The sequence below is a fragment of the Tahibacter soli genome, assembly GCF_025717065.2.
Lineage (GTDB): Bacteria > Pseudomonadota > Gammaproteobacteria > Xanthomonadales > Rhodanobacteraceae > Tahibacter > Tahibacter soli.
This window is the reverse complement of the sequence record NZ_JAOVZO020000018.1, coordinates 442,921-464,002: the sequence shown is the minus strand read 5'-3', so window position 1 is coordinate 464,002 and position 21,082 is coordinate 442,921. Positions and strand designations below refer to the sequence as shown.

At 68.1% G+C, this 21,082-nt stretch carries 17 protein-coding genes, 1 tRNA gene and 1 riboswitch; of the genes, 11 read left to right on the top strand and 7 right to left on the bottom strand.

From position 1 onward, the window contains the following. Window positions 1-108: 108 nt before the first annotated feature. Window positions 109-185: transfer RNA gene (locus OD750_RS15555), tRNA-Arg, on the bottom strand. 248 nt (window positions 186-433) lie between these two features. Here OD750_RS15555 and OD750_RS15550 point away from each other — a divergent pair. Continuing rightward, a complete protein-coding gene (locus OD750_RS15550; protein WP_425508246.1) occupies window positions 434-913 on the top strand; it encodes a c-type cytochrome in 480 nt (159 codons plus the stop codon). Window positions 914-990: 77 nt separating this feature from the next. Here the strand turns inward: OD750_RS15550 and OD750_RS15545 are convergent, their stop codons facing one another. The 3 genes from OD750_RS15545 to OD750_RS15535 all read right to left on the bottom strand — a co-directional run bounded on the left by OD750_RS15545 (window position 991) and on the right by OD750_RS15535 (window position 5,743). After that, window positions 991-1,566: an acyl carrier protein phosphodiesterase gene (locus tag OD750_RS15545; protein WP_263541602.1), complete on the bottom strand. Its 576-nt coding sequence runs from the start codon at window positions 1,564-1,566 to the stop codon at window positions 991-993. 58 nt (window positions 1,567-1,624) lie between these two features. Further along, window positions 1,625-3,610: a reprolysin-like metallopeptidase gene (locus OD750_RS15540; RefSeq protein ID WP_263541601.1), complete on the bottom strand. Its 1,986-nt coding sequence runs from the start codon at window positions 3,608-3,610 to the stop codon at window positions 1,625-1,627. A 177-nt stretch (window positions 3,611-3,787) separates the two neighbouring features. Beyond that, complete coding sequence (locus OD750_RS15535; protein ID WP_263541600.1) at window positions 3,788-5,743, bottom strand: reprolysin-like metallopeptidase; 1,956 nt, start codon at window positions 5,741-5,743, stop codon at window positions 3,788-3,790. Window positions 5,744-6,015: 272 nt separating this feature from the next. Here OD750_RS15535 and OD750_RS15530 point away from each other — a divergent pair, with 272 nt between their 5' ends. From OD750_RS15530 to OD750_RS15490, 9 genes are all read left to right on the top strand, one after another. Beyond that, window positions 6,016-6,471: a PaaI family thioesterase gene (locus OD750_RS15530; protein WP_263541599.1), complete on the top strand. Its 456-nt coding sequence runs from the start codon at window positions 6,016-6,018 to the stop codon at window positions 6,469-6,471. 22 nt (window positions 6,472-6,493) lie between these two features. Then, entirely contained in the window at window positions 6,494-7,168 is a 675-nt protein-coding gene (locus OD750_RS15525) for an alpha/beta hydrolase (RefSeq protein ID WP_263541598.1), read from the top strand. Next, a complete protein-coding gene (gene zapE, locus OD750_RS15520) occupies window positions 7,165-8,268 on the top strand; it encodes a cell division protein ZapE (protein ID WP_263541597.1) in 1,104 nt (367 codons plus the stop codon). Before OD750_RS15525 ends, zapE begins: the two co-directional genes overlap by 4 nt. A 101-nt stretch (window positions 8,269-8,369) precedes the next feature. Further along, window positions 8,370-9,677, top strand: a complete 1,308-nt coding sequence (locus tag OD750_RS15515; protein WP_263541596.1) for an amidohydrolase — start codon at window positions 8,370-8,372, stop codon at window positions 9,675-9,677. 175 nt (window positions 9,678-9,852) lie between these two features. Beyond that, window positions 9,853-9,986: riboswitch (cobalamin riboswitch) on the top strand. A gap of 294 nt (window positions 9,987-10,280) precedes the next feature. Beyond that, window positions 10,281-12,629: a ribonucleoside-diphosphate reductase subunit alpha gene (locus OD750_RS15510; protein WP_263542105.1), complete on the top strand. Its 2,349-nt coding sequence runs from the start codon at window positions 10,281-10,283 to the stop codon at window positions 12,627-12,629. Window positions 12,630-12,791: 162 nt separating this feature from the next. Then, window positions 12,792-13,796: a ribonucleotide-diphosphate reductase subunit beta gene (locus tag OD750_RS15505; protein ID WP_263541595.1), complete on the top strand. Its 1,005-nt coding sequence runs from the start codon at window positions 12,792-12,794 to the stop codon at window positions 13,794-13,796. Window positions 13,797-13,939: 143 nt separating this feature from the next. Beyond that, window positions 13,940-14,929 (top strand): aldo/keto reductase, encoded by a 990-nt coding sequence (locus OD750_RS15500; RefSeq protein ID WP_263541594.1) that lies wholly within the window; start codon window positions 13,940-13,942, stop codon window positions 14,927-14,929. A gap of 523 nt (window positions 14,930-15,452) precedes the next feature. Beyond that, complete coding sequence (queF, locus tag OD750_RS15495) at window positions 15,453-16,277, top strand: NADPH-dependent 7-cyano-7-deazaguanine reductase QueF (RefSeq protein WP_263541593.1); 825 nt, start codon at window positions 15,453-15,455, stop codon at window positions 16,275-16,277. A gap of 126 nt (window positions 16,278-16,403) precedes the next feature. Continuing rightward, window positions 16,404-17,825, top strand: a complete 1,422-nt coding sequence (locus tag OD750_RS15490) for a lytic polysaccharide monooxygenase (protein WP_263541592.1) — start codon at window positions 16,404-16,406, stop codon at window positions 17,823-17,825. A gap of 4 nt (window positions 17,826-17,829) precedes the next feature. On the opposite strand, the gene OD750_RS15485 is transcribed toward OD750_RS15490, so the two are convergent. Together OD750_RS15485 and OD750_RS15480 are read right to left on the bottom strand one after the other, a co-directional pair. Then, a complete protein-coding gene (locus OD750_RS15485) occupies window positions 17,830-19,071 on the bottom strand; it encodes an RNA polymerase sigma factor (protein WP_263541591.1) in 1,242 nt (413 codons plus the stop codon). Next, window positions 19,068-19,463 (bottom strand): YciI family protein, encoded by a 396-nt coding sequence (locus OD750_RS15480; protein WP_263541590.1) that lies wholly within the window; start codon window positions 19,461-19,463, stop codon window positions 19,068-19,070. Before OD750_RS15480 ends, OD750_RS15485 begins: the two co-directional genes overlap by 4 nt. A 336-nt stretch (window positions 19,464-19,799) precedes the next feature. Between OD750_RS15480 and OD750_RS15475 the strand changes: the two genes are divergently transcribed. Beyond that, window positions 19,800-20,633, top strand: coding sequence for a leucine-rich repeat domain-containing protein (locus OD750_RS15475; RefSeq protein ID WP_263541589.1), 834 nt, complete (start codon window positions 19,800-19,802; stop codon window positions 20,631-20,633). On the opposite strand, the gene OD750_RS15470 is transcribed toward OD750_RS15475, so the two are convergent. Further along, the gene (locus tag OD750_RS15470; RefSeq protein WP_263541588.1) at window positions 20,626-21,060 is read right to left on the bottom strand and encodes a hypothetical protein; all 435 of its coding nucleotides are present in this window, start codon (window positions 21,058-21,060) and stop codon (window positions 20,626-20,628) included. The two genes, OD750_RS15475 and OD750_RS15470, sit on opposite strands and share 8 nt — an antisense overlap. Window positions 21,061-21,082 lie beyond the last annotated feature (22 nt).

Genomic DNA, 21,082 nt, shown 5'->3' with positions numbered 1-21,082 from the left:
GATTTGTACACTCTGCCGCATCGTGCCCGCCGGCGAGCGGGCGCGGGTCGCCGTTGACGGGCCGCGATGCGGTCGTCTCGCCGGCGGCCGGCCGTGTGCGTGATCGGATGGCGCGCCCGGAGGGATTCGAACCCCCGACCACCGCCTTCGGAGGGCGGTACTCTATCCAGCTGAGCTACGGGCGCGTTGCGCGGGCGGTTCGGGCGGCCCTCAAGAGGGGTCCGAACCGCGGCGAGGGCGCATGATAGCCGCCGGCCGGGGCGCGGCACCAGCCCTGCGTGAGGCCCGTGCTTCCTAGTTGGGCGGGCGACCGATATACTTGCCCGTCTTTTTTCTGGGCCGGCGCAGCACCGGCCGAGCCGCCGCTAGGAAAAGGTGTTCCGTGAGCAGCCCGATTACCCCGACCGACGTTAAGTTCCTGAAGTACTTCTCGATGCTGATCGGCATCCTCGCCGCCATGGCGCTGGTGTTCATCATCGTCGCGCACTGGATCTACCAGAAGAACCCGGCGCCGGTCAGTCCGAATGCGTCGGCGATCGTCGATGCGCGCATCGCGCCCGTCGGCGATTCGTATGCCGGCGAGTCCGGCCGCGCCGCGATGCTCGCGGCCGAGGAAGAGCGCAAGAAGCTCGCCGCCTCGCAGGTCGCCTACGGCGGCACGACGGACGGCAAGGCCATCTACGACCAGCTCTGCCACGCCTGCCACGAGTCGGGCGCCGGCGGTTCGCCGAAGCTCAGCGACAAGGGCGCGTGGACGGCCCGCATCGCGCAGGGCGAAGAAACCCTGCTCAAGCACGCGATCGAAGGCTTTACCGGCAAGTCCGGCATCATGCCGGCGCGCGGCGGCAACCCGGCGCTGAACGACGCGCAGGTCAAGGCCACCGTCGAGTGGATGATGAGCCAGGTCAAGTAAGCCGACCGCTACCAACGCAATGAAACACGACGCCGCCTTCGGGCGGCGTTGTCGTTTTCGGGCGCCGCAACGACGCGCTACGCCTGCGCGTCTGCGAAAACCTGCAGCTGCGGAAAGAACCGCGCGAAGCCGTCGGCGATGACCTCGGCATTCGCGTCGATCGCGCCGAGCGCGTCGGCGATCGGGTTCGCGCGTGCAAACCGCGACGCGACGCCCGCGAACGCGCGCGCGATCGCGGCGCGGTCGGCATAGCGGGCCGGTAGCCCGTAGCGCCGCATGTACGCGACGAAGCCGCGCATCGATTCGGGCAGCTCGCCGGCATGCGTGTCGAGCAGGCCCATCAGGCGGTCGGAGAACGCATCGATCGGTTCGCCGCCGTAGCGCGAAAAGTCGCGCGCGAGCAGGTGGTCGAACCAGATGTCGAGAATGATCCCGGCGTAGCGCCGGAACGGCGCGACGAACGTGCCGCGCAGTTCGCGCACGATCGGATGAGCGTCGGTGTAGACGTCGACCGCGCGATGCAGGCGCACGCCGGCTTCGACGTCGGGCCGCAGCCCCTGCGGCACCGGTCCGTGCACGAAGTCGCCCATGACGCTGCCGAGCATGAGGTCGTCGTTGCGCGCGCCGAGCAGCGCGTGGGCGAGGATGTTCATCGCGGCAGCTTAGCATCGCGCCGCGCGCGCCCCGGCCGCGGCCGGGGCACGCGACGCGTCAGCGCGCGACGTCGGTCTCGAAGTCGTCGGCGAACACCACGTCGGACGATGGCGCGATCACCGTCGTGAAGTTCGCGTTCGAGATGTCGAAGAAGATATTGGTCGAACACTTCACGCGCACGCGCGCGGTCGTGCTCGCGACCGCCGGCACCGTGATCGCCGCGCTGCCGGTGTTCGGCGCGGCGGGCGCGAGCGCGATCGGGAACGTGGCGCCGCCGTCGGTCGACAGCGTGACGTCGACGTTCGCGCACGAGATCGGGGCGGCGGTCGTGCCGCCGACGTCCCACGTCACGTTCTCGACCGTGCCCGACGTCCACGTCACGGCCGTGTTCGGCGCGGTCACGGCGAACGGCGTGGCGGTGGCGACCACCTGGATCGCCGGCAGGTCGGCGCTGACCGTCGCGCCGCCGCCGGCGTGGCTGTCGCGCACGGTCAGGCGGAACTTCATCGCGGTGCGCGCGACCTGCGGCAGGATTTCGCCGATCGCGAACGTATTCGCGACCAGATTCGACTGGCGCGGAATGCGGCGCGTGGGATTCGTCGTCGGATTGAACGAACGCGCGATCGGGCTCGTGCCGTTGTCGACGCCGACGTTCGTCGCCGCGCCGAGGTCGTATTCCTCCCAGCCGTAGGTCAGCGCGTCGCCGTCGGCGTCGGTCGCGGCGCCGGTCAACGCGAACGGCGTTTTCGCGGGAATCGCGTAGCTCGTCGTCATCGGCACGATCACGGGTGCGGCATTCGGATTCGGCGTGATGGTGCCGCACGTCGTCGCGGTGAGCCGCGCGCCGATCTCGTCGAGGCTTTTCGCGTGGAAGTACGGATCGGAGTTGGGCTGCAGGTCGTTCGCGCCGCAGATGCCGGCGTACGCCATGATCGTCGAGCCGCTGCCGGTTTCGTAGGCGGCGCCGGACGAACGGTTGCCGCCGCCGCAGCTGTCGGTCGTCGAGTTGAACGTATGGTTGCCGCCGTACTGGTGGCCCATTTCGTGCGCCACGTAGTCGACGTAGAACGGATCGCCGACCGGATTGGACAGGCCCGTCACGCCGCGCGCCTTGCTCGATCCGCAGATCACGCCGAGGCCCGCGACGCCGCCGCCGCCGGTGGAGAACACGTGGCCGATGTCGAAGTTGGCCGAGCCGATCACGGTGTTGAGGTTCGTGACGTTCTGCCCGAGCATCGTCGAGCCGTTGTTGTTCGTGTACGGATCGGTCAGGGCGTCGGTGTAGACGACGAGGCTGTTGTTCGCGACCAGCGTCATGTGCACGCTGAAGTCGGCTTCGTAGATCTGGTTGACGCGGTTCATCGCCGTGACGATCGCGGCCTGCCCGCCGGCGACCGTGCCGCCGAAGCGCGCGGTGTATTCGCCGGTCGCGGCGACCACCGTGCGCATGTTGCGCAGGTTCGCGCCGGTGACGGTGTTGGGGTGCGGCGCGTCCCAGATGCGCGGCGGCGTGTCGGCGGCTTCGGCCGCGTCGCCGTGCACGTCGCACTGGAAGCCGCGCCCGGCGTGCACCGCTTCGCGGCGAAAGCTCAGGTACGCGCTGCCGCCGAACGTTTCGGGCTCGACGACCCACGCGCCGCCGTCGCGGTCGAACACCATCGCCTGGAAGCCGAGCGACGAGACGTCCACGCGCACGGCGTTGCCGTTCGCGTCGCGACCGCGCAGGCTGCGGATCTCGGGGAATTTCGCCGCGAGCTGCGGATCCATCGTGCCGGAGTCCTCCAGCACGAAGTCGGCGAATCCGCCTTCGGGCCGCGGCAGCGACAGCGCCGCGCCGGTCATTGCCTCATTGTTTAAAAATCCGGTTATTGCGGCGACATCGAGATCGAGGCTGCGGTACGCGGTCGGCTGCGCCGGTCCGCTCGCCGACGGCCGCGCCGCGCGATCGGTCCAGGCGTCGCGCGCGCCCTGCGCGAGCGCCGCGGGCGACGCCGCGCACAGAAGCAGGGCGGCGGCGAGCGCCGTTCGGTGATGGTGGTGCATCGGTCGTGTCCTCGTCGCTGGCGTGGCGGCGATCGCGCGGGCAGCGCCCGGTCGCCGGTTCGATCGCGCAGCCTAGCGCGGTTCTCCGACCCGGGCATGGGACTCCAGACGGAGGCGGATCGTGCGGACGGCGGCCGAACTCCGCGCCGCCGTGGCGGCGCGGAGCGGGGGACGCGATCAGTTGATCGTGAAGTTCGCGTTGGAAACGTCGAAGAAGATGTTGCCGCGGCACTGCACGCGCACGCGCGCCTGGCTCGTCGCGCCGGCCGGCACGGTCACGCTGCGCGTGCCGCTGTTGGCGACGTTGCTCGCGAGCGCCGTCGGGAACGTGTTGCCGCCGTCCTTCGACAAGGCGATGTCGACGTTCGCGCACGAGATCGGCGCCGCCGTCGTGCCGCCGACGTTCCAGGTGACGTTCTGCGCGGTGCCGGCGGTCCAGGTCACGGCCGTGTTCGGCGCCGTGACGGCGAACGGCGCGGACGTCAGCACGACGCGGATCGGCGGAATGTCGGCGCTGACGGTCGCGCCGCCGCCGGCGTGGCCGTCGCGCACCGTCACGCGGTACTTCATCGCGGTGCGGTTGACCTGCGGCAGGATTTCGCCGGTCGCGGCCGTGTTCGCCAGCAGGTTCGACAGGCGCGGCAGCGTGCGCGTGCCGCTCGCGGCGGGATTGAACGACCGCGCGATCGGGCTCGTGCCGTTGTCGACGCCGACGTTCGTCGCGGCGCCGAGGTCGTACTGCTCCCATGCGTACGTCAGTGCGTCGCCGTCGGCGTCGGTCGCGCTCGCGGTCAGCGCGAACGGCGTCTTGGCGGGAATCACGTAGCTCGTCGCGAGCGGCGCGATCACCGGTGCGGCGTTGGGATTCGCCGTCGAGGTGCCGCAAGTGGTAGCGGCGAGCTTCGCGCCGATCTCCTCGAGGCTTTTCGCGTGAAAGTACGGATCGGAATTCGGCTGCAGGTCGTTGGTGCCGCAGATGCCGGCGTACGCCATGATCGTCGAGCCGCTGCCGGTTTCGTACGCCGTCGAGGCGTTGCGATTGCCGCCGCCGCAACTGTTCGAGGTCGAGTTGAACGTATGGTTGCCGCCGAACTGGTGGCCCATCTCGTGCGCGACGTAGTCGATATAGAACGGATCGCCGACGGGATTGGACGAGCCCGTTACGCCGCGCGCCTTGTTGCCGCTCGAGCAGATCACCCCGAGGCCGGCCACGCCGCCGCCGCCGGTCGAGAACACGTGACCGATGTCGTAGTTCGCCGAGCCGATCACGCTCGTTACGTTCGTCTGGTTCTGGCCGAGCATCGTCGAGCCGTTGTTGTTCGTGTACGGATCGGTCGACGCATTCGTATAGACGAGCAGGTTGTTGTTCGGCACCAGCGTCATGCGCACGCTGAAATCGCGTTCGTACACCTGGTTGACGCGATTGACCGCCGTGGTGATCGCCGCGAGGCCGCCGGCCACGGTGCCGCCGAACTTCGCGGTGTACTCGCCGGTGGCCGCGAGCGCGAGGCGCATCGTGCGGCGGTTGCCGCCGGTCACCGTCTCGATCGTCGCGCCGGCCTTCGCGTCGGCGAAATCCTTCGCGTGATCGTGTTTTTCGTCGCCGACCGCGCAGCGGAAGCCGGCGCTCGCGACGTCCGCGCGGCGCACGCTGACGTACGCGTGCACGCCGACGTCGAGCGACTGCCGCGACGATTCGGCCGCCAGCGCTTCGAAATTCTCGGGCTGCACGACCCACACATCGCCGTCGTGGCCGAACACCATGGCCTGGAAGCCGAGCGGGGAAATATCCACACGGATACGATTGCCGTCGGCGTCGATGCCTTTGAGGCTGCGGATCTCGGGAAACTTCGCGGCGAGTTCCGGCGGCATCGTGCCGGAATCTTCGAGCGCGAACTGCGCATAGCCGCCGTCGGGCCGCGGCACGGCGAGCGCCGCGCCCTTGACGGTCTCGACATCGACGAAGCGGCGCAGGGCGCCGACGTCGAGCAGCAAACGGCGGCCGGGCTCGATCGCGGCGGCGTTCGTTTCAGCGGCATTCTCGGCCCACAACGACGGTGCCGCGTGTGCGACGGTCGGCAATGCGACGGCGGACGAAATGGCGACTACCAGAATCGGACGACAAAAACGCATGGACTTTCCCTCCGGAAGTACTGCGTGGCGGCCTTGCGGCCATGGGCGGCGTCCCTGAGCGCCGGAATCGACGACGGCATCGTGTGCACTGTCTTCCAATTCGCGTCGGCACTTTGAGACTTTGTACGAAAAGTCGCAAAAGATACGCAGCCGAATCCGTCGGATGTGATCGGGTTCTCGTTTGCGGGTCGGCGGCGCGCGGTTTGCCGCGGCCGGTGACGGCGTCCGCAGCACCGCCGTAAACTCGGCGGGTTTCGTCGAAGAGGCCCGCCATGACACCGAACCCCGCGTACATCCGCGCCGTGCAGGACAGCGTGCACGACTCGCCGTATCCGGCGCTGATCGGCATGCGCATCGCGTCGCTCGAGTTCGACCGCTGCCGCATCGAACTCGACCTGCGCCGCGATCATCTGCAGCCGTTCGGCATCGTGCACGGCGGCGTGCTCGCGACGCTGATCGACACGGCGACGTTCTGGGCCGCTTTCCTGCGCATCGACGAAGATGCGGGCCTCGTCAACGTCGATCTGAAACTGAACTATCTGAAGGCCGTGGCCAGCGGCCGCCTGCGCGCCGAAGGCGAATGTCTGCGCGCGGGCCGGCAGATCAGCTACACCGTCGCGAGCGTGTACGACGAAGCCGGCCAGCTCGTCGCGCACGGCACGTCGACCGTCATGACCCTGCCGGGCAAAGGTCTGAAAGTCGGCATTCCGAAATTCCTGGAATCGTAGCGACGCCCGCTACAATCGCGCCATGAACGACAACCAGCCTTCCTTTCCGGGCGCGTCGACCGCGCTGACGCTCGCCGGCGGCGCCGGCGCGATCGAAGCTGCGATCGAACTGCCCGACGCCGATGCGCGCGCCGGCGTCGCGATCGTGTGCCACCCGCATCCGCTGCAAGGCGGCACGATGCACAACAAGGTGGTCACGATGGTGTCGCGCAGCCTCGTCGAACTCGGCATCGCGACCGTGCGCTTCAATTTCCGCGGCGTCGGCGCGAGCGCCGGCGAACACGACGAGGGCCGCGGCGAAACCGACGACGTGATCGCGATCGGCGAATGGCTCAGGCGCGAACGTCCGCACGACGCGCTGTGGCTCGCCGGCTTTTCGTTCGGCAGCTATATCGCGCTGCGCGCGGCGAAGCGGCTGGGCGCGAAGCAGCTGATCCAGATCGCGCCGCCGGTCGGGCGCTGGGCGTTCGAGGACATCGAACTGCCCGAGTGTCCGTGGCTCGTGGTGCAGGGCGAAGCGGACGAAGTGGTCGATCCGAACGCCGTGTATGCGTGGATCGCGAGTTTGGCCAAGCCGCCGACGCTCGTGCGCATGCCCGACACGAGCCATTTCTTCCACCGACGCCTGATGGACCTGCGCGGCGCGGTCAAGAACGGCGTGCGCGACAACCTGCCGCCGCCGCGGGACCCCGCTTGAGCGCGAGCGGGGCGGTGCTGCCGAGCCGGCACTACGACGCCGGCGTCGCACGCGGCGACTGGCAGGACGACCCGGCGCAGCGTTCGGTGCTCGTCGAGTTCGACCGCATCGCGCGCGAGCTCGTCGAACGCGAGTCGGCCGGCCTTTTCGCGCGGCTGCGCGCGAAGTTGTCGACGCCCGAACCCGTCGTCGGGCTGTACCTGTGGGGCGGCGTCGGTCGCGGCAAGACGTTCCTGATGGACGTGTTCTTCGAGCACCTGCCGATCGCGCAGAAGCGGCGCATCCACTTCCACCGCTTCATGCGCGAGGTGCAGGCCGCGTTGCGCGACCTGCCGGGCGTCGAAGATCCGCTCGCGCTCGTCGCCGAGAACATCGCGCGCGACCAGCGCGTGCTGTGCCTCGACGAGTTCTTCGTCAGCGACATCGGCGACGCGATGATCCTCGGCGGGCTGTTCAAGCATCTGTTCGAGCGCGGCGTGAGCCTCGTCACCACGTCGAACACGCCGCCCGTCAATCTGTATCGCGAAGGCCTGCAGCGCGAACGCTTTCTGCCGGCGATCGCGCTGATCGAAAAGCATTGCCGCGTCGTGGAGATCGTCTCGACGCAGGACTGGCGTCTGCGCACGCTGGCGCAGGCGCGGGTGTATCACACGCCGCTCGGCCACGCGACGGATCGCGCGCTTGCCGACTGCTTCGCGCGCATCGGCCACGGCGTGGTGCGGCCCGACCGGGCGATCGTGATCCACGACCGTCCGATCGCGGTGGAAAAGCTCGGCCGCGACATCGTCTGGTTCGCATTCGAGGACTTGTGCGAAGGCCCGCGCGCGGTCGCCGACTACATCGAGATCGGCAAGGGCTACGGCACGGTGATCGTGTCGGGCCTGCCGCAGTTCACGCCGCAGATGGAAGACGCGGCGCGGCGATTCATTGAACTTGTGGACGAATTCTACGACCGGCACGTCAAGCTCGTGCTGTCGGCGGCGGTGCCGATCGTCGACCTGTACGACGGCGCAAGGCTGCGCGCGGAGTTCGCACGCACGGAGTCGCGGCTGATCGAGATGCAGAGCGAGGCTTATCTGGCGTTGGAGCACAAGCCGTAGTGCTCGTTCGTTGCCCCGCCGACCAAAGTCGCACCGTCCCCGCGTGCACGCCGCGCCCCGCCTCGCTACGATCGACGCTTTCCGCCGGGAACCGTCTCGCCATGCTCCGCAGCGCGCTCGTCATCGCTCTTCTCGCCGGCCTCATGCCGGTCCACGCCCAGGACGCCGCCGGCGACGCCGCCGCGAAAGTGCTGCCGCAGGTCACCGCGTGGCGCCGCGACATCCATCAGCATCCCGAACTCGGCAACCGGGAGACGCGCACGGCCAAGCTCGTCGCCACGCAGCTCAAAAAGCTCGGCATGGACGTGAAGACCGGCGTCGCCCACACCGGCGTCGTGGCGATCCTGAAGGGCGGCAAGCCCGGCCCGAAGCTGGCGATCCGCGCCGATATGGACGCGCTGCCGGTCACCGAGGAAGTCGATCTGCCGTTCGCGTCGAAGGTGCGCGGCAAGTACGCCGGCCAGGACGTCGGCGTGATGCACGCGTGCGGCCACGATTCGCATACCGCGATGCTGCTGGGCGTCGCCACGGCGCTCGCCGGCATGCGCAAGGCGCTTCCCGGCGAGGTGATGTTCGTGTTCCAGCCGGCCGAGGAAGGCTCGCCGCCGGGCGAGGAGGGCGGCGCGAAGCTGATGCTCAAGGAAGGCGTGTTCGATGCGTTCAAGCCCGACGCGGTGTTCGGCCTGCATGTGTTCTACACGCTGCACGCCGGCAAGATCGGCGTGCGGCAGGGCCCGCTGCTCGCCGGCTCCGACCGCTTCAAGATCAGCGTGCTCGGTCAGCAGACGCACGGCGCGCAGCCGTGGCGCGGCGTCGACCCGGTCGTCACGGCCGCCGCGATCGTCGGTCAGGCGCAGACGATCGTCAGCCGCCAGCTCGACATCTCCAAGCTGCCGGCCGTGCTGTCGTTCGGCATCTTCCACGGCGGCGTGCGCTACAACATCATTCCCGAGCGCGTGGAACTCGAAGGCACGATCCGCACGTTCGACGCGGCGATGCGCGACGAGGTGATGACGCGCCTGAAGCGCGTCGCCGAAAACGTGGCCGAAGGACAGGGCGCGAAGGTCGAAATGGAAGTGCCGATGGAAGGCGCGGTCAATCCCGTGACCTACAACGATCCGGCCCTGACCGCGCGCATGCGCCCGAGCCTCGAGCGCGCCGTCGGCAAGGACAACGTCGTCGACGTGCCGCCGAACATGGTCGCCGAGGATTTCTCGTACTTCGCCAAGGAAGTGCCCGGCCTGTACTTCTTCGTCGGCTCGGTGCCGCCGGACCAGGATCTGGCCACCGTCGCGCCGAATCATTCGCCGAAGTTCTTCCTCCACGAGAAGGCGCTCGACGTCGGCACGCGCGCGATGCTCACTGCCGCGGTCGATTTTCTGAACGGCGCAAACAAGACGAGCCCGTGACGAAAAACCGGGCCGTGAACAAAAAATAGCCAACTTCATCGGCGCTTCACGGCCCCGCCGCGCGGGTCGCGCAACGCGACTCGCGCACGCGGCGCTTGACACGCAAGCGCCGCGCGGTCTTTCGAAACTGTGCATCGATCCACATCAGATTGTGTTGACCCTGCCGTGTCAACCCCGATATGTTGTGTCGGTCGGTGTCGGACCCCATATCGGTGGTCCCTGGGAATTCCGGTGCGAATCCGGAGCTGCCCCGCAACGGTAAGCGGAACCCCCGCAAGCCCGGATACCCGCCGACAGCCGCGCGCCGCACATCGCGCGGTCACGGTTACGGAGCTTCCGTAGGGGAAGCAGCCTACGAAAAACTCCGCACGCCCGAGGGGGCGTGGCCATGCTGCGGCACCTGACCGCGGCATCGTCGTCCCTTCGTTTCGCCGTCCTCAGGGAGAGGACGGCGGCCCGTGCCCCCACTCGCACCGGAGGGACGCCATGAGCACGACAACCGAACTGACCAACCCGACCCAGGCCGCCACGCGCGAACGCACGCGCGACGCCGACCCGCGCACGCCGCAATTCGCGCTGACGCCGCCGCATTCGAGCGGCGCGATGGCCGTCACCAAGCGCAACGGCAAGCGCGAACCCGTCGATCTCAACAAGATCGTGCGCGCCGTGACGCGCGCGGCCGAAGGCCTGCATTCCACCGATCCGATGCGCGTCGCCACGCGCACGATTTCCGGCCTGTACGATGGCGCGACGACGCGCGAACTCGACGAGCTGTCGATCCGCACCGCCGCGATGCTGACCGCCGAGGAACCCGAATACGGCCGCCTCGCCGCGCGCCTGCTCGCCGCGTACATCGACAAAGAGGTCGGCGGCCAGGAAATCCACGCGTTCTCGCAGTCGGTCGCGCGCGGCCACGAACTCGGCCTCATCAACGCGCGCCTGCTCGAATTCGTGCAGGCGAACGCGCGCAAGTTGAACAGCGCGCTCGACGCCGACCTCGACCGCCGCTTCGACTACTTCGGCCTGCGCACGCTGTACGACCGCTACCTGCTGCGCCATCCGCAAACGCGCAAGGTGATCGAAACACCGCAGCAGTTCTTCCTGCGCATCGCGTGCGCGCTGTCCGAAGACGTCGCCGAGGCGCTGGAGCTGTATCGCCTGATGGGCAGCCTCGACTACCTGCCGAGCTCGCCGACGCTGTTCAATTCCGGTACGACGCACGAGCAGCTGTCGTCGTGCTTCCTGCTCGACTCGCCGGACGATTCGCTCGAAGCGATCTACAAGCGCTACGCCGACGTCGCGATGCTGTCGAAGTTCTCCGGCGGCATCGGCCTGTCGTACACGCGCGTGCGCACGCGCGGTTCGCTGATCAAGTCGACCAACGGCCTGTCGAACGGCATCGTGCCGTGGCTCAAAACGCTCGACGCGTCGGTGTCGGCCGTCAACCAGGGCGGCAAGCGCAAAGGCGCCGCGTGCGTGTATCTCGAACCGTGGCATGCCGACGTCGAGGAGTTCCTCGAGCTGCGCGACAACACCGGCGACGAGGCGCGCCGCACGCACAACCTCAACCTCGCGAACTGGATTCCCGACCTCTTCATGCGCCGCGTCGAGGCGGACGGCCTGTGGTCGCTGTTCGATCCCAAGAGCGTGCCGCAGCTCGTCGACAGCTGGGGCCCGCGCTTCGAAGCCGCGTACGAGCAGGCCGAGACGGCCGGCATGGCGGTCAAGCAGATCAAGGCGCGCGACCTGTACGCGCGGATGATGCGTTCGCTCGCGCAGACCGGCAACGGCTGGATGACGTTCAAGGACAAGTCCAACCGCGCGTGCAACCAGACCGCTAAGGAAGGCAACGTCGTCCACTTGTCCAATCTGTGCACCGAGATCATCGAGGTGACGTCGCAGAGCGAAACCGCGGTGTGCAACCTCGGTTCGATCAACCTCGGCCATCACCTCGGCGAACGCGGCTTCGACTTCGACAAGCTCGCCGAAACGGTGCGCGTCGCGGTGCGCCAGCTCGACCGCGTGATCGACCTCAACTTCTATCCGATCGAAACGGCGCGCACGGCGAACCTCAAGTGGCGCCCGGTGGGCCTCGGCATCATGGGCCTGCAGGACGTGTTCTTCAAACTGCGCCTGCCGTTCGATTCGATGGAGGCGCGCAAGCTGTCGGCGCGCATCGCCGAGGAGATTTATTACAACGCGCTCGTGGCGTCGAGCGAACTCGCGGTCGAACGCGGCGTGCTGCCGGCGTTCGCCGACACGCGCAGCGCGAACGGCGAACTGCAGTTCGACGCGTGGGGCGTGACGCCGAGCGATACGGCGCGGTGGAACGCGCTGCGCGAGCGCATCAAGGAGACCGGCCTGCGCAATTCGCTGCTGATCGCGATCGCGCCGACCGCGACGATCGCGTCGATCGCCGGCTGCTACGAATGCATCGAGCCGCAGGTGTCGAACCTGTTCAAGCGCGAAACGCTGTCGGGCGACTTCCTGCAGGTGAACAAGTATCTCGTCGAGGAATTGAAGCAGCTCGGCCACTGGACGCCGGAGATGCGCGACCGCATCAAGCTCGCCGAAGGATCGGTGCAGGGGCTGACGGAAATTCCCGAGCGCTTACGCGAAATCTACCGCACGGCGTGGGAAGTGCCGATGCGCTCGCTGATCGACATGATGGCCGAGCGCGGCGCGTACATCGACCAGTCGGCGTCGCTGAACCTGTTCATGGAAAGCCCGAACATCGGCCAGCTCTCGTCGATGTACATGTACGCGTGGAAGGCGGGCCTGAAGACGACGTACTACCTGCGTTCGCGCCCGGCGACGAAGATCGCCAAGACGACGGTCGCGACGCCGGCCGCCGCACCGGCGCCCGCGCCGGTCGCGCCGACGCAAGAAGAAGCGCAGGCGGCGGTGTTCTGCTCGCTCGAGAATCCCGAGTATTGCGAGGCGTGTCAGTAAAGTAACTCCCTCTCCCCTGCTGCGCAGGGGGAGAGGGTTGGGGTGAGGGGGCGGCGCCGAGCCGTTCCTCGATCGCAACGAAGCGCCGGGCGCCGCCCCCTCACCCGACCCTCTCCCCCGCAGGCTTGCGGGGGAGAGGGCTACAGGCAAACAGGTGTCACCATGTCCAACCTCCTCGACCCCGGCTTCAACCTCACGCTGCGCCCGATGCGCTATCCGCAGTTCTACGACATGTATCGCGATGCCATTCGCAATACGTGGACCGTGGAAGAAGTGGATTTTTCGCTCGACGTCAACGATCTGCGCAACAAGTTCGGCCCGGCCGAGCGGCATCTGATCGAGCGTCTCGTCGCGTTCTTCGCGACCGGCGACTCGATCGTCTCGAACAACCTCGTGCTGAACCTGTACAAGCACATCAACGCGCCCGAAGCGCGCATGTATCTGTCGCGCCAGCTGTACGAGGAAGCGCTGCACGTGCAGTTCTACCTGACGCTGCTCGACACCTACCTGCCCGAGCCCGAAGCGCGCGCCAAGGCGTTCGATGCGATCGAGAACATTCCGGCGATCCGCCACAAGGCCGAGTTCTGCTTCAAGTGGATCGACTCGATCAACAAGCTCGACCGTCTCGAAACGCGCGAGCAGCGCCGCCAGTTTCTGCTCAACCTCGTATGCTTCGCCGCGTGCATCGAAGGCCTGTTCTTCTTCGCCGCGTTCGCCTATGTGTACTATTTGCGTTCGCGCGGTCTGTTGCACGGCCTTGCGTCCGGCACGAACTGGGTGTTTCGCGACGAATCGGGCCACATGGCCTTCGCGTTCGAAGTGATCAAGGTCGTGCGCGAGGAAGATCCGGCGCTGTTCGACGAAAGCCTGCAGGCCGACATCGGCCGCATGCTCGACGAGGCGATCGACTGCGAGCAGCGTTTCGCCGAGGACGTGCTGTCGGGCGGCGTCGCGGGATTGTCGATCAAGGACATGCGCCAGTACCTCGAATACGTCGCCGACCAGCGCCTGGCGCAGCTCGGCATGGCCAAGCGCTACGGCGCGCGCAATCCGTTCGCGTTCATGGACCTGCAGGACGTGCAGGAACTGACGAACTTCTTCGAACGCCGCGTTTCAGCGTACCAGGTGGCGGTCGAAGGCGAAGTCACGTTCGACGCGGCGTTCTGATCGGGATCGCTTTTCCGGGCCGCACCGGCAGGTGTGCCGACCGGGCGTGCCGACAGGATCGGGCAAGAATCGACCGCGTTCCGGCTACCGCGCGGTTCTCGCGGGCGGCTAATCTTTCGACCTGACGTCAAAGGAGCCGCCTCATGAAATACCGCAAACTGGGCAAGAACGGCCCGCAGGTTTCCGCGCTCGGCCTCGGCTGCATGGGCATGAGCGCGTTCTACGGCGCGCGCGACGACGACGAATCGCTCGCGACGATCCGGCATGCGCTCGACACCGGCCTGAACTTTCTCGACACCGCCGACATGTACGGCCCGTACACGAACGAGACGCTCGTCGGCCGCGCGCTCAAGGGCCGCCGCGACGACGCGTTTCTCGCGACGAAGTTCGGCATCCAGCTCGACCCGAACAATCCCGCGACGCGCGGCGTGAACGGCCGCCCCGAATACGTGCGCAGCGCGTGCGATGCGAGCCTCGCGCGCCTGGGCGTCGAGACGATCGACCTGTACTACCAGCATCGCGTCGACCCGAACGTGCCGGTCGAAGACACGGTCGGGGCGATGTCGCGGCTCGTCGAACAGGGCAAGGTGCGGTGGCTGGGTCTTTCGGAAGCGTCCGCGAAGACCGTCGAGCGCGCGCACGCGGTGCATCCGATCACGGCGCTGCAGAGCGAATACTCGCTGTGGACGCGCGACCCGGAAGACGACGTGCTCGCGACCTGCGAACGCCTCGGCGTCGGCTTCGTGCCGTACAGCCCGCTCGGCCGCGGGTTCCTGTCCGGCGCGATCCGCAGCATCGAGGATTTCGACGCCGACGACTACCGCCGCAACAATCCGCGCTTCCAGGGCGACAACTTCGGCAAGAACCTCGCGCTCGTCGATACCGTCGGCGAACTCGCGCGCGCGAAGGGCTGCACGCCGTCGCAGCTCGCGCTCGCGTGGGTGCTCGCGCAGGGCGAACACCTCGTGCCGATTCCGGGTACGAAGCGGCGCTCGTACCTCGACGAAAACATCGGGGCGCTCGACGTGGCGCTGTCGTCGGAGGAGCTCGCGCAGATCGACGCGGTGTTTCCGCGCGAGGCGGTCGCGGGCGATCGGTATCCGGCGAATATGATGCGGCTCGTGAATGCTTGAGGGGGCTCTTTATCTTTGGCTCGTCATCCCAGCGTAAGCTGGACTGCGCAGGCATGGATGCCGAAGCGAACATTCGCGCAGCGAATGGCCCCGGAGGGGTGAGCCGCGGATGCGGCGAATCATCCAGCTCTTCCTGTTGTTGTTTTGCGGACTGTCGCTTTGTAGTTTTTACTTGGCTTTCGACAAGGCGTTTCGCCCGCCTGCCGGCGGGCGAGTCACTTTCTTCGACTGGCCGAAGAAAGTAACCAAAGAAGGCCACCCCAGCTGCCGCGCCCCTCCGGGCATCCTGCCCTGCGGGGACCGCAAGCGCCCGGCGGGGTCCGTCGATGGTCCATCCATGGACCACGACGGACGACGCACATCCGTGTGCGTCCCCTGCGGGCCTTTTCGCCGTGCACTTGCTCGCGGCAGATGGGGCCCCGGGTGAAGCGGGCGGCTTCCTGCCGCCAGAAGCAACATCAACAGCCGCAGCAACAGCGCCAAAGCCACGCCGGCCCCCGCCAAACGCCGCTAAAATGCCGCGATGACCACCCCCGAACTCTCCGCGCTCGGCAAGTCCGTCGCCTATGTCGACGAATACGACGCGAGCCTGCTGTTTCCGATTCCGCGCGCACCCAAGCGCATCGAGATCGGCGTTCCCGACGCGCTGCCGTTTCACGGCGTCGACGTGTGGAACGCGTACGAGCTGTCGTGGCTCGACGCCCGCGGCAAGCCCGTCGTCGCGCTCGCGGAATTTCGCGTGCCGGCCGCGTCGCCGAACATCGTCGAATCCAAATCGTTCAAGCTGTATCTGAACTCGTATACCCAGACGCGGCTCGCCGACACGGCGGCCGTCGCGCAGCGGCTCGCGCAGGATCTGTCGGCCGCGGCCGGCGCCGCGGTCGGCGTGCGGCTTTCCACGCATGACGCGTTCGCGCGCGAGGCCGTGCGCGAACTCGATGGCGAATGCGTCGACGACGCCGACGTCGCGATCGACGACTACGGTCCGCCGAAGCCCGAATACCTCGTCGCCGACGCGGCGGCGAGCGTCGACGAGGCGCTCGTGTCGCACCTGCTCAAATCGAACTGCCCGGTCACCGGCCAGCCCGACTGGGCGAGCGTGCAGATCCGCTACGCCGGACCGCGCATCGACCGCGCCGGGCTCGTGCGGTATCTCGTCTCGTTCCGCCGCCACAACGACTTCCACGAACAATGCGTCGAGCGCATCTACATGGACGTCATGCGCCGCTGCGCGCCCCGGCAGCTCGCGGTGTACGCGCGCTACACGCGGCGCGGCGGGCTCGACATCAATCCGTATCGCGCCTCGTATCCGGGCGAACCCGGCAATCCGCGCGGCGCGCGGCAATAGTGCTGCAATGCAATAGGTGAAATAGTTCCTTGTGCGGGGCGGGCGGCGTGCGCATCATCCGCGCGCCGATGATCGGAGCCAGGGCTGCTCGTCGGGTTTCTCCTTCCATCTACAGGAGCACCCGCTATGCGTAGCGCTACGCCGCTTTTCTTCGCCCTCGTCCTGTCGACGCCCTCGCTCGTTCTCGCGCACGGCTCGATGACCACGCCGCCGAGCCGTGTCTACACGTGCGCCCAGGGCAATATCGAAAACCCGACCGACCCCGCCTGCAAGGCCGCGACGCAAGCCGCCGGCACGCAGCAGTTCTACGACTGGATGAGCATCAACCAGGCGAACGCGAACAGCAATCACACGGCCGTCGTGCCCGACGGCAAGCTGTGCGGCGGCGGCAATCCGACGTTCCGCGGCCTCGACCTCGCCCGCGCCGACTGGCAGGCCACGCCGATCGCGCCCGACGCGAACGGGCGTTTCGAATTCGTGTTCCGCGGCACCGCGCCGCACGCGACGAAGGACTGGATCTTCTACGTCACGCGCGAAGGCTGGGATCCGAACCAGCCGCTGCGCTGGGCCGACCTGTACGAATTCTGCCGCCTCGGCAACGTCGCGCTGTCGAGCGGCGGCGTGTACCGGCTCAACTGTCCGCTGCCGCAAAGCCGCGGCCGGCACGTGATCTACAACGTGTGGCAGCGCTCGGACAGCACCGAGGCGTTTTATACCTGTGTAGACGTGGTCTTTCCGGGCGGCAGCACGAGCTGGGTCGACGAAGGCCCGGTGACGGGCCAGAACGCGCTCGCGACCGGCACGACCGTGACCCTGCGCCTGTTCAACGCGGCCGGCAACGACGTCGAGCGCATCGAGCACGTCGTCGCGGCCGGGCAGGGCGCCGCGGCGGAATGGCCGTACCAGTTCGCGCTGGCGGTCAACGCGCGTTCGCAGCGCGCGCGCGTCGGGCGGCTCGACGGCGCCGGCAACATCGATCCGGTGCGTGCGGCGAGCGGCAATCGCGTCTACACGCGGTCGGCCGACAATCTCAATCATCAGATCGACATTCGCGCGCCCGACACCGGCGTGCAGCCGCCGGTCGCGGCGATCAGCGCGAGCGCGACGACCGTCACCGGTGCCGGCAGCGTGACTCTGTCGGCGACCGGTTCGAGCAATCCGTCGAACGCGGCGCTGACGTACAACTGGCGCATCGTCTCGGGCACCGGCACCTTGAGTTCGACGAATGCGGCGACGACGACGCTGCAGCTCGCCGCGCCGCCGCAGGACCAGACCGTCACGGTCGCGGTGACCGTATCCAACAGCGGCGGCAGCGATGACGAAAGCGTCGCGATCGCGCATCGCGCGAGCGGCGGCGGCACCTACGATTACGTGTATCCGGCGGGCATCGGCAGCTACGTGCCGGGTACGACGATCGTCAAGGGCAGCGACGGATTGCGCTACCGCTGCCGGCCGTTCCCGGAAGGGCAGTGGTGCAATATCGACAGCGCGTTCCACTACGCGCCGGGCACCGGCGCGAACTGGCAGGACGCGTGGGTCCGGCTGTAGTCGCTCAGCGCGGCGCGTCGTCCAGGCGCGCCGCCTTGCCGACGAGATAGTCGCGCTCCGGCAGGCTCGTCGTTTTCGCGGCGGCCTGCCGGTACAGCGCGGCGGCCTGCCCGGCGTCGCCCGCGCGTTCGACGAGATGCGCGCGCACGGCGTCGAGCCGATGGCCCTGTTGCAATCGCGCGTCGTTCTGCAACGGCACGATCAGCGCGAGACCGGCCTGCGGCCCCTCGACCATCGCGACGGCGACCGCATGGTTCAACGCGACGAGCGGGTTGTCGGTGAGCCGCATCAGCATCGCGTACAGCGCGGCGATCTGCGGCCAGTCGGTCGCCTGCGCGCTCGGCGCCTCGTCGTGCACCGCGGCGATCGCCGCGAGCAGCTGATACTCGCCGACCGCGCCCAGCGCGAGCGCGGCGCTCGCGAGCGCGATGCCCTCGGCGATCGCGTCGCGGTTCCACGAGGCGCGATCCTGCTCGTCGAGCGGAATCAGCTCGCCGCGCGGCCCGGTGCGCGCGTCGCGCCGCGCGTCGGTCAGCAGCATCAGCGCGAGCAGTCCGGCGACGTCGCCGTCGCGCGGCAGCAGCGCGCGCACCTGCCGCATCAGGCGGATCGCTTCGTTCGAAAGATCGGTGCGGTGCAGCGCGTCGCCCGAGCTCGTCGTATAGCCTTCGTTGAAGACGAGATACAGCACGTGCAGCACGGTGCCCAGCCGCTGCGCGCGCTCGGTCGCGTCCGGCGGCGCGAAACCGATGCCCGATGCCTTGATCGTCTGCTTCGCGCGGCTGATGCGCTGGCCGATCGTCGCTTCGGGCACGAGGAACGCGCTGGCGATTTCCGAGGTCGTCAGGCCGCCGACCGCGCGCAAGGTCAATGCGATCGCCGACGCCGTGGTGAGCGACGGATGGCAACACAGAAACAGGAGAGACAGCATGTCGTCGGGATCGACCGCGTCGTCGTCGAAGACGGCTGCAGGCAAGTCGGCCGCGACGATCGCCTCGCGTTCGCGACGCGACGCGTCCGCGCGCACCTCGTCGACCAGGCGCCGCTGCGCGGCCTGGATCAGCCAGCCGCGCGGATTGCCGGGCACGCCGTCGTGCGGCCATTGCCGGCTCGCGGCGATCAGGGCTTCCTGCACCGCGTCTTCGGCGGCGCCGAAGCGGCCGTAGCGCCGCAGCATCGCCGAGAGCGCCTGCGGCGCGAGTTCGCGCAGCAGGCGCTCCAGACCGGCGTCGCGCGTCGGCGTCAACGGATGTCCTCGTGACAGGCCATGAGCTGCCGAACCTCGATCCAGAACTCGGGCATGCGCTCGCTCGGCACGCCGGGTGCCATCGACGCCTCGGCCGCGAGCGCGTACGCGCGCTCGGCGCTGTCGACATCGATCAGCCAGTAGCCGGCGAGAAACTCCTTCGATTCGGGAAACACGCCGTCGGTGATCGGCTTGCCGTCGGCGCCGGCGCGTACGCGCCGCGCATGGTGCGGCGAGTCGAGCCCCTGCGTCGCGACGAGTTCGCCGGCCGCGGCGAGCCGCCTGGAAAACGCGACCATGAAGGCGATGTTCGCTTCGCGGATCTTCTGCGGCCAGTTGAGGTAGTCGTCGTAGCCGTCGTACGGGGTGTTCATGATCAGCATGAATTTCATGGCTTGCTCCTGTCACGGCGTCCCCGGTGCGGGCCGCCTTCGACGAACGGTCGGAGCCGGGCGCGCGATTTCGACATCGCGCGCGAAAGTTTCTGCGTTTCGTTCGCGCCGTGCTAGTGTGGTTATTCACAAGTACGTTGAAGAAATTCCGGATGGATTTCGCCGCGAGACTAGGCGCAACGAGGAGCCGTACCGGTAGTACGGCGACGAGTTGCAACGACGTATCGCGGCGAAAGACGCCGGAATTATTTAATGGTACTTGTGAATCACCACACTGGGTTGCGGCGGTCGCGGCGGTTCCGCGATGATCGCGCGGCAACGTGCAGGGAGCGGCGATTGGTCAAGCGCGACGACGGATTCATCGGCCTCGAAGGCGAATTCACGCACGCCGACGTCGCGGCGCTCGCCGCGCACGGCGCGATCGACAAGCTGTCGTTCGCGCAGCGCGCGACGCCGTTGACCGAACCGGTGGCGCGCGGCCTCGCGTCGATCGCGTCGGTCGACTATTTCTGGCTGTGGTGCACCGCGACGCGCGCGGCGATGCGGCATGTGTTCGCGCTGCCTGGCCTGCGCGAACTGCACGTGCTCGGCGTCGCGGCGCCCGGACGTCTGCGTGGCGCGGCCGAAGCCGCGCGCCTGGAAGTGTTCCGTTCGTCCTGGCTGGCCGAATCGGATCTGCTGGAGCTGTCGCGCTCGCCCACGCTGCGCGAACTCGCCGCGCACGGGTCGAAGATCACGCCGCGCGTCGTCGATGCGCTCGTCGCGATGCCGCGGCTCGAATCGCTGGATATCGAGGATTCGCGATTCGACGATGCGATGGCGCAGCGCCTTGCGGCGTCGCCGACGATCGTCTCGCTCTGGGTCTGCAACACGCGCCTGACCGGCCGCGGGCTCGCCGCGCTGTGCGGCATGCGGCAGCTGCGCGCGCTCGACCTGTGGGCGACGAAGATCGCCGCCGCCGATCTTGCGCTGCTCGCGACGCTGCCCGAACTCGACACGATCTCGCTCGGCAGCTACGACGGCGATCCCGGCGCGCTGCGCGGCCGCGACGTCGTGCCGGCGCTGCGCAAGATCCGCAAGCTGAAAACGGTCTGGCTCGACGGCGTCGCGCTCAGCGCCTCGGAGCGGCGCGCGATCGAAAAGCGCTACCCGAACGTGCGGATCAGCTGACGCGCCCGGCCCAGCTCGCGTAGCTGAAGGCGAGGCCCGCCGCGAGCAGGATCAGCACGGTGTGCAGCACCGGATGCAGGAGCGCCATCGCGGCCGTGCCGGCCAGGCACAGCCACGCGCTGGCCGTCGCGAGCGGGCGCAGACGCGGTGCCGGCAGATCTTTCGCCATCCACCAGTACGCGGTGCCGGCCAGCATCAGGAGGATCGCGAACGCGAGCGAGAACATGCACAGCACGGTCCACATCGTCGTGCCGAACGCCGGCGCGACGACGTAGCCCTTGAGCGCGCGCACGAGTTCCTGCGCGGCCGGTCCGCGTGCGCGGTCGGCGAGGTAGAACTGGTAGTGCGCCACCGCCTGCATGCCGCTGGCGATCAGGAACGTGCCGGCCGCGAAGCGTATGCCGCGGCGCATCGAAGATTCGGACATGGGTCGCTCGCGCAAAGACGCC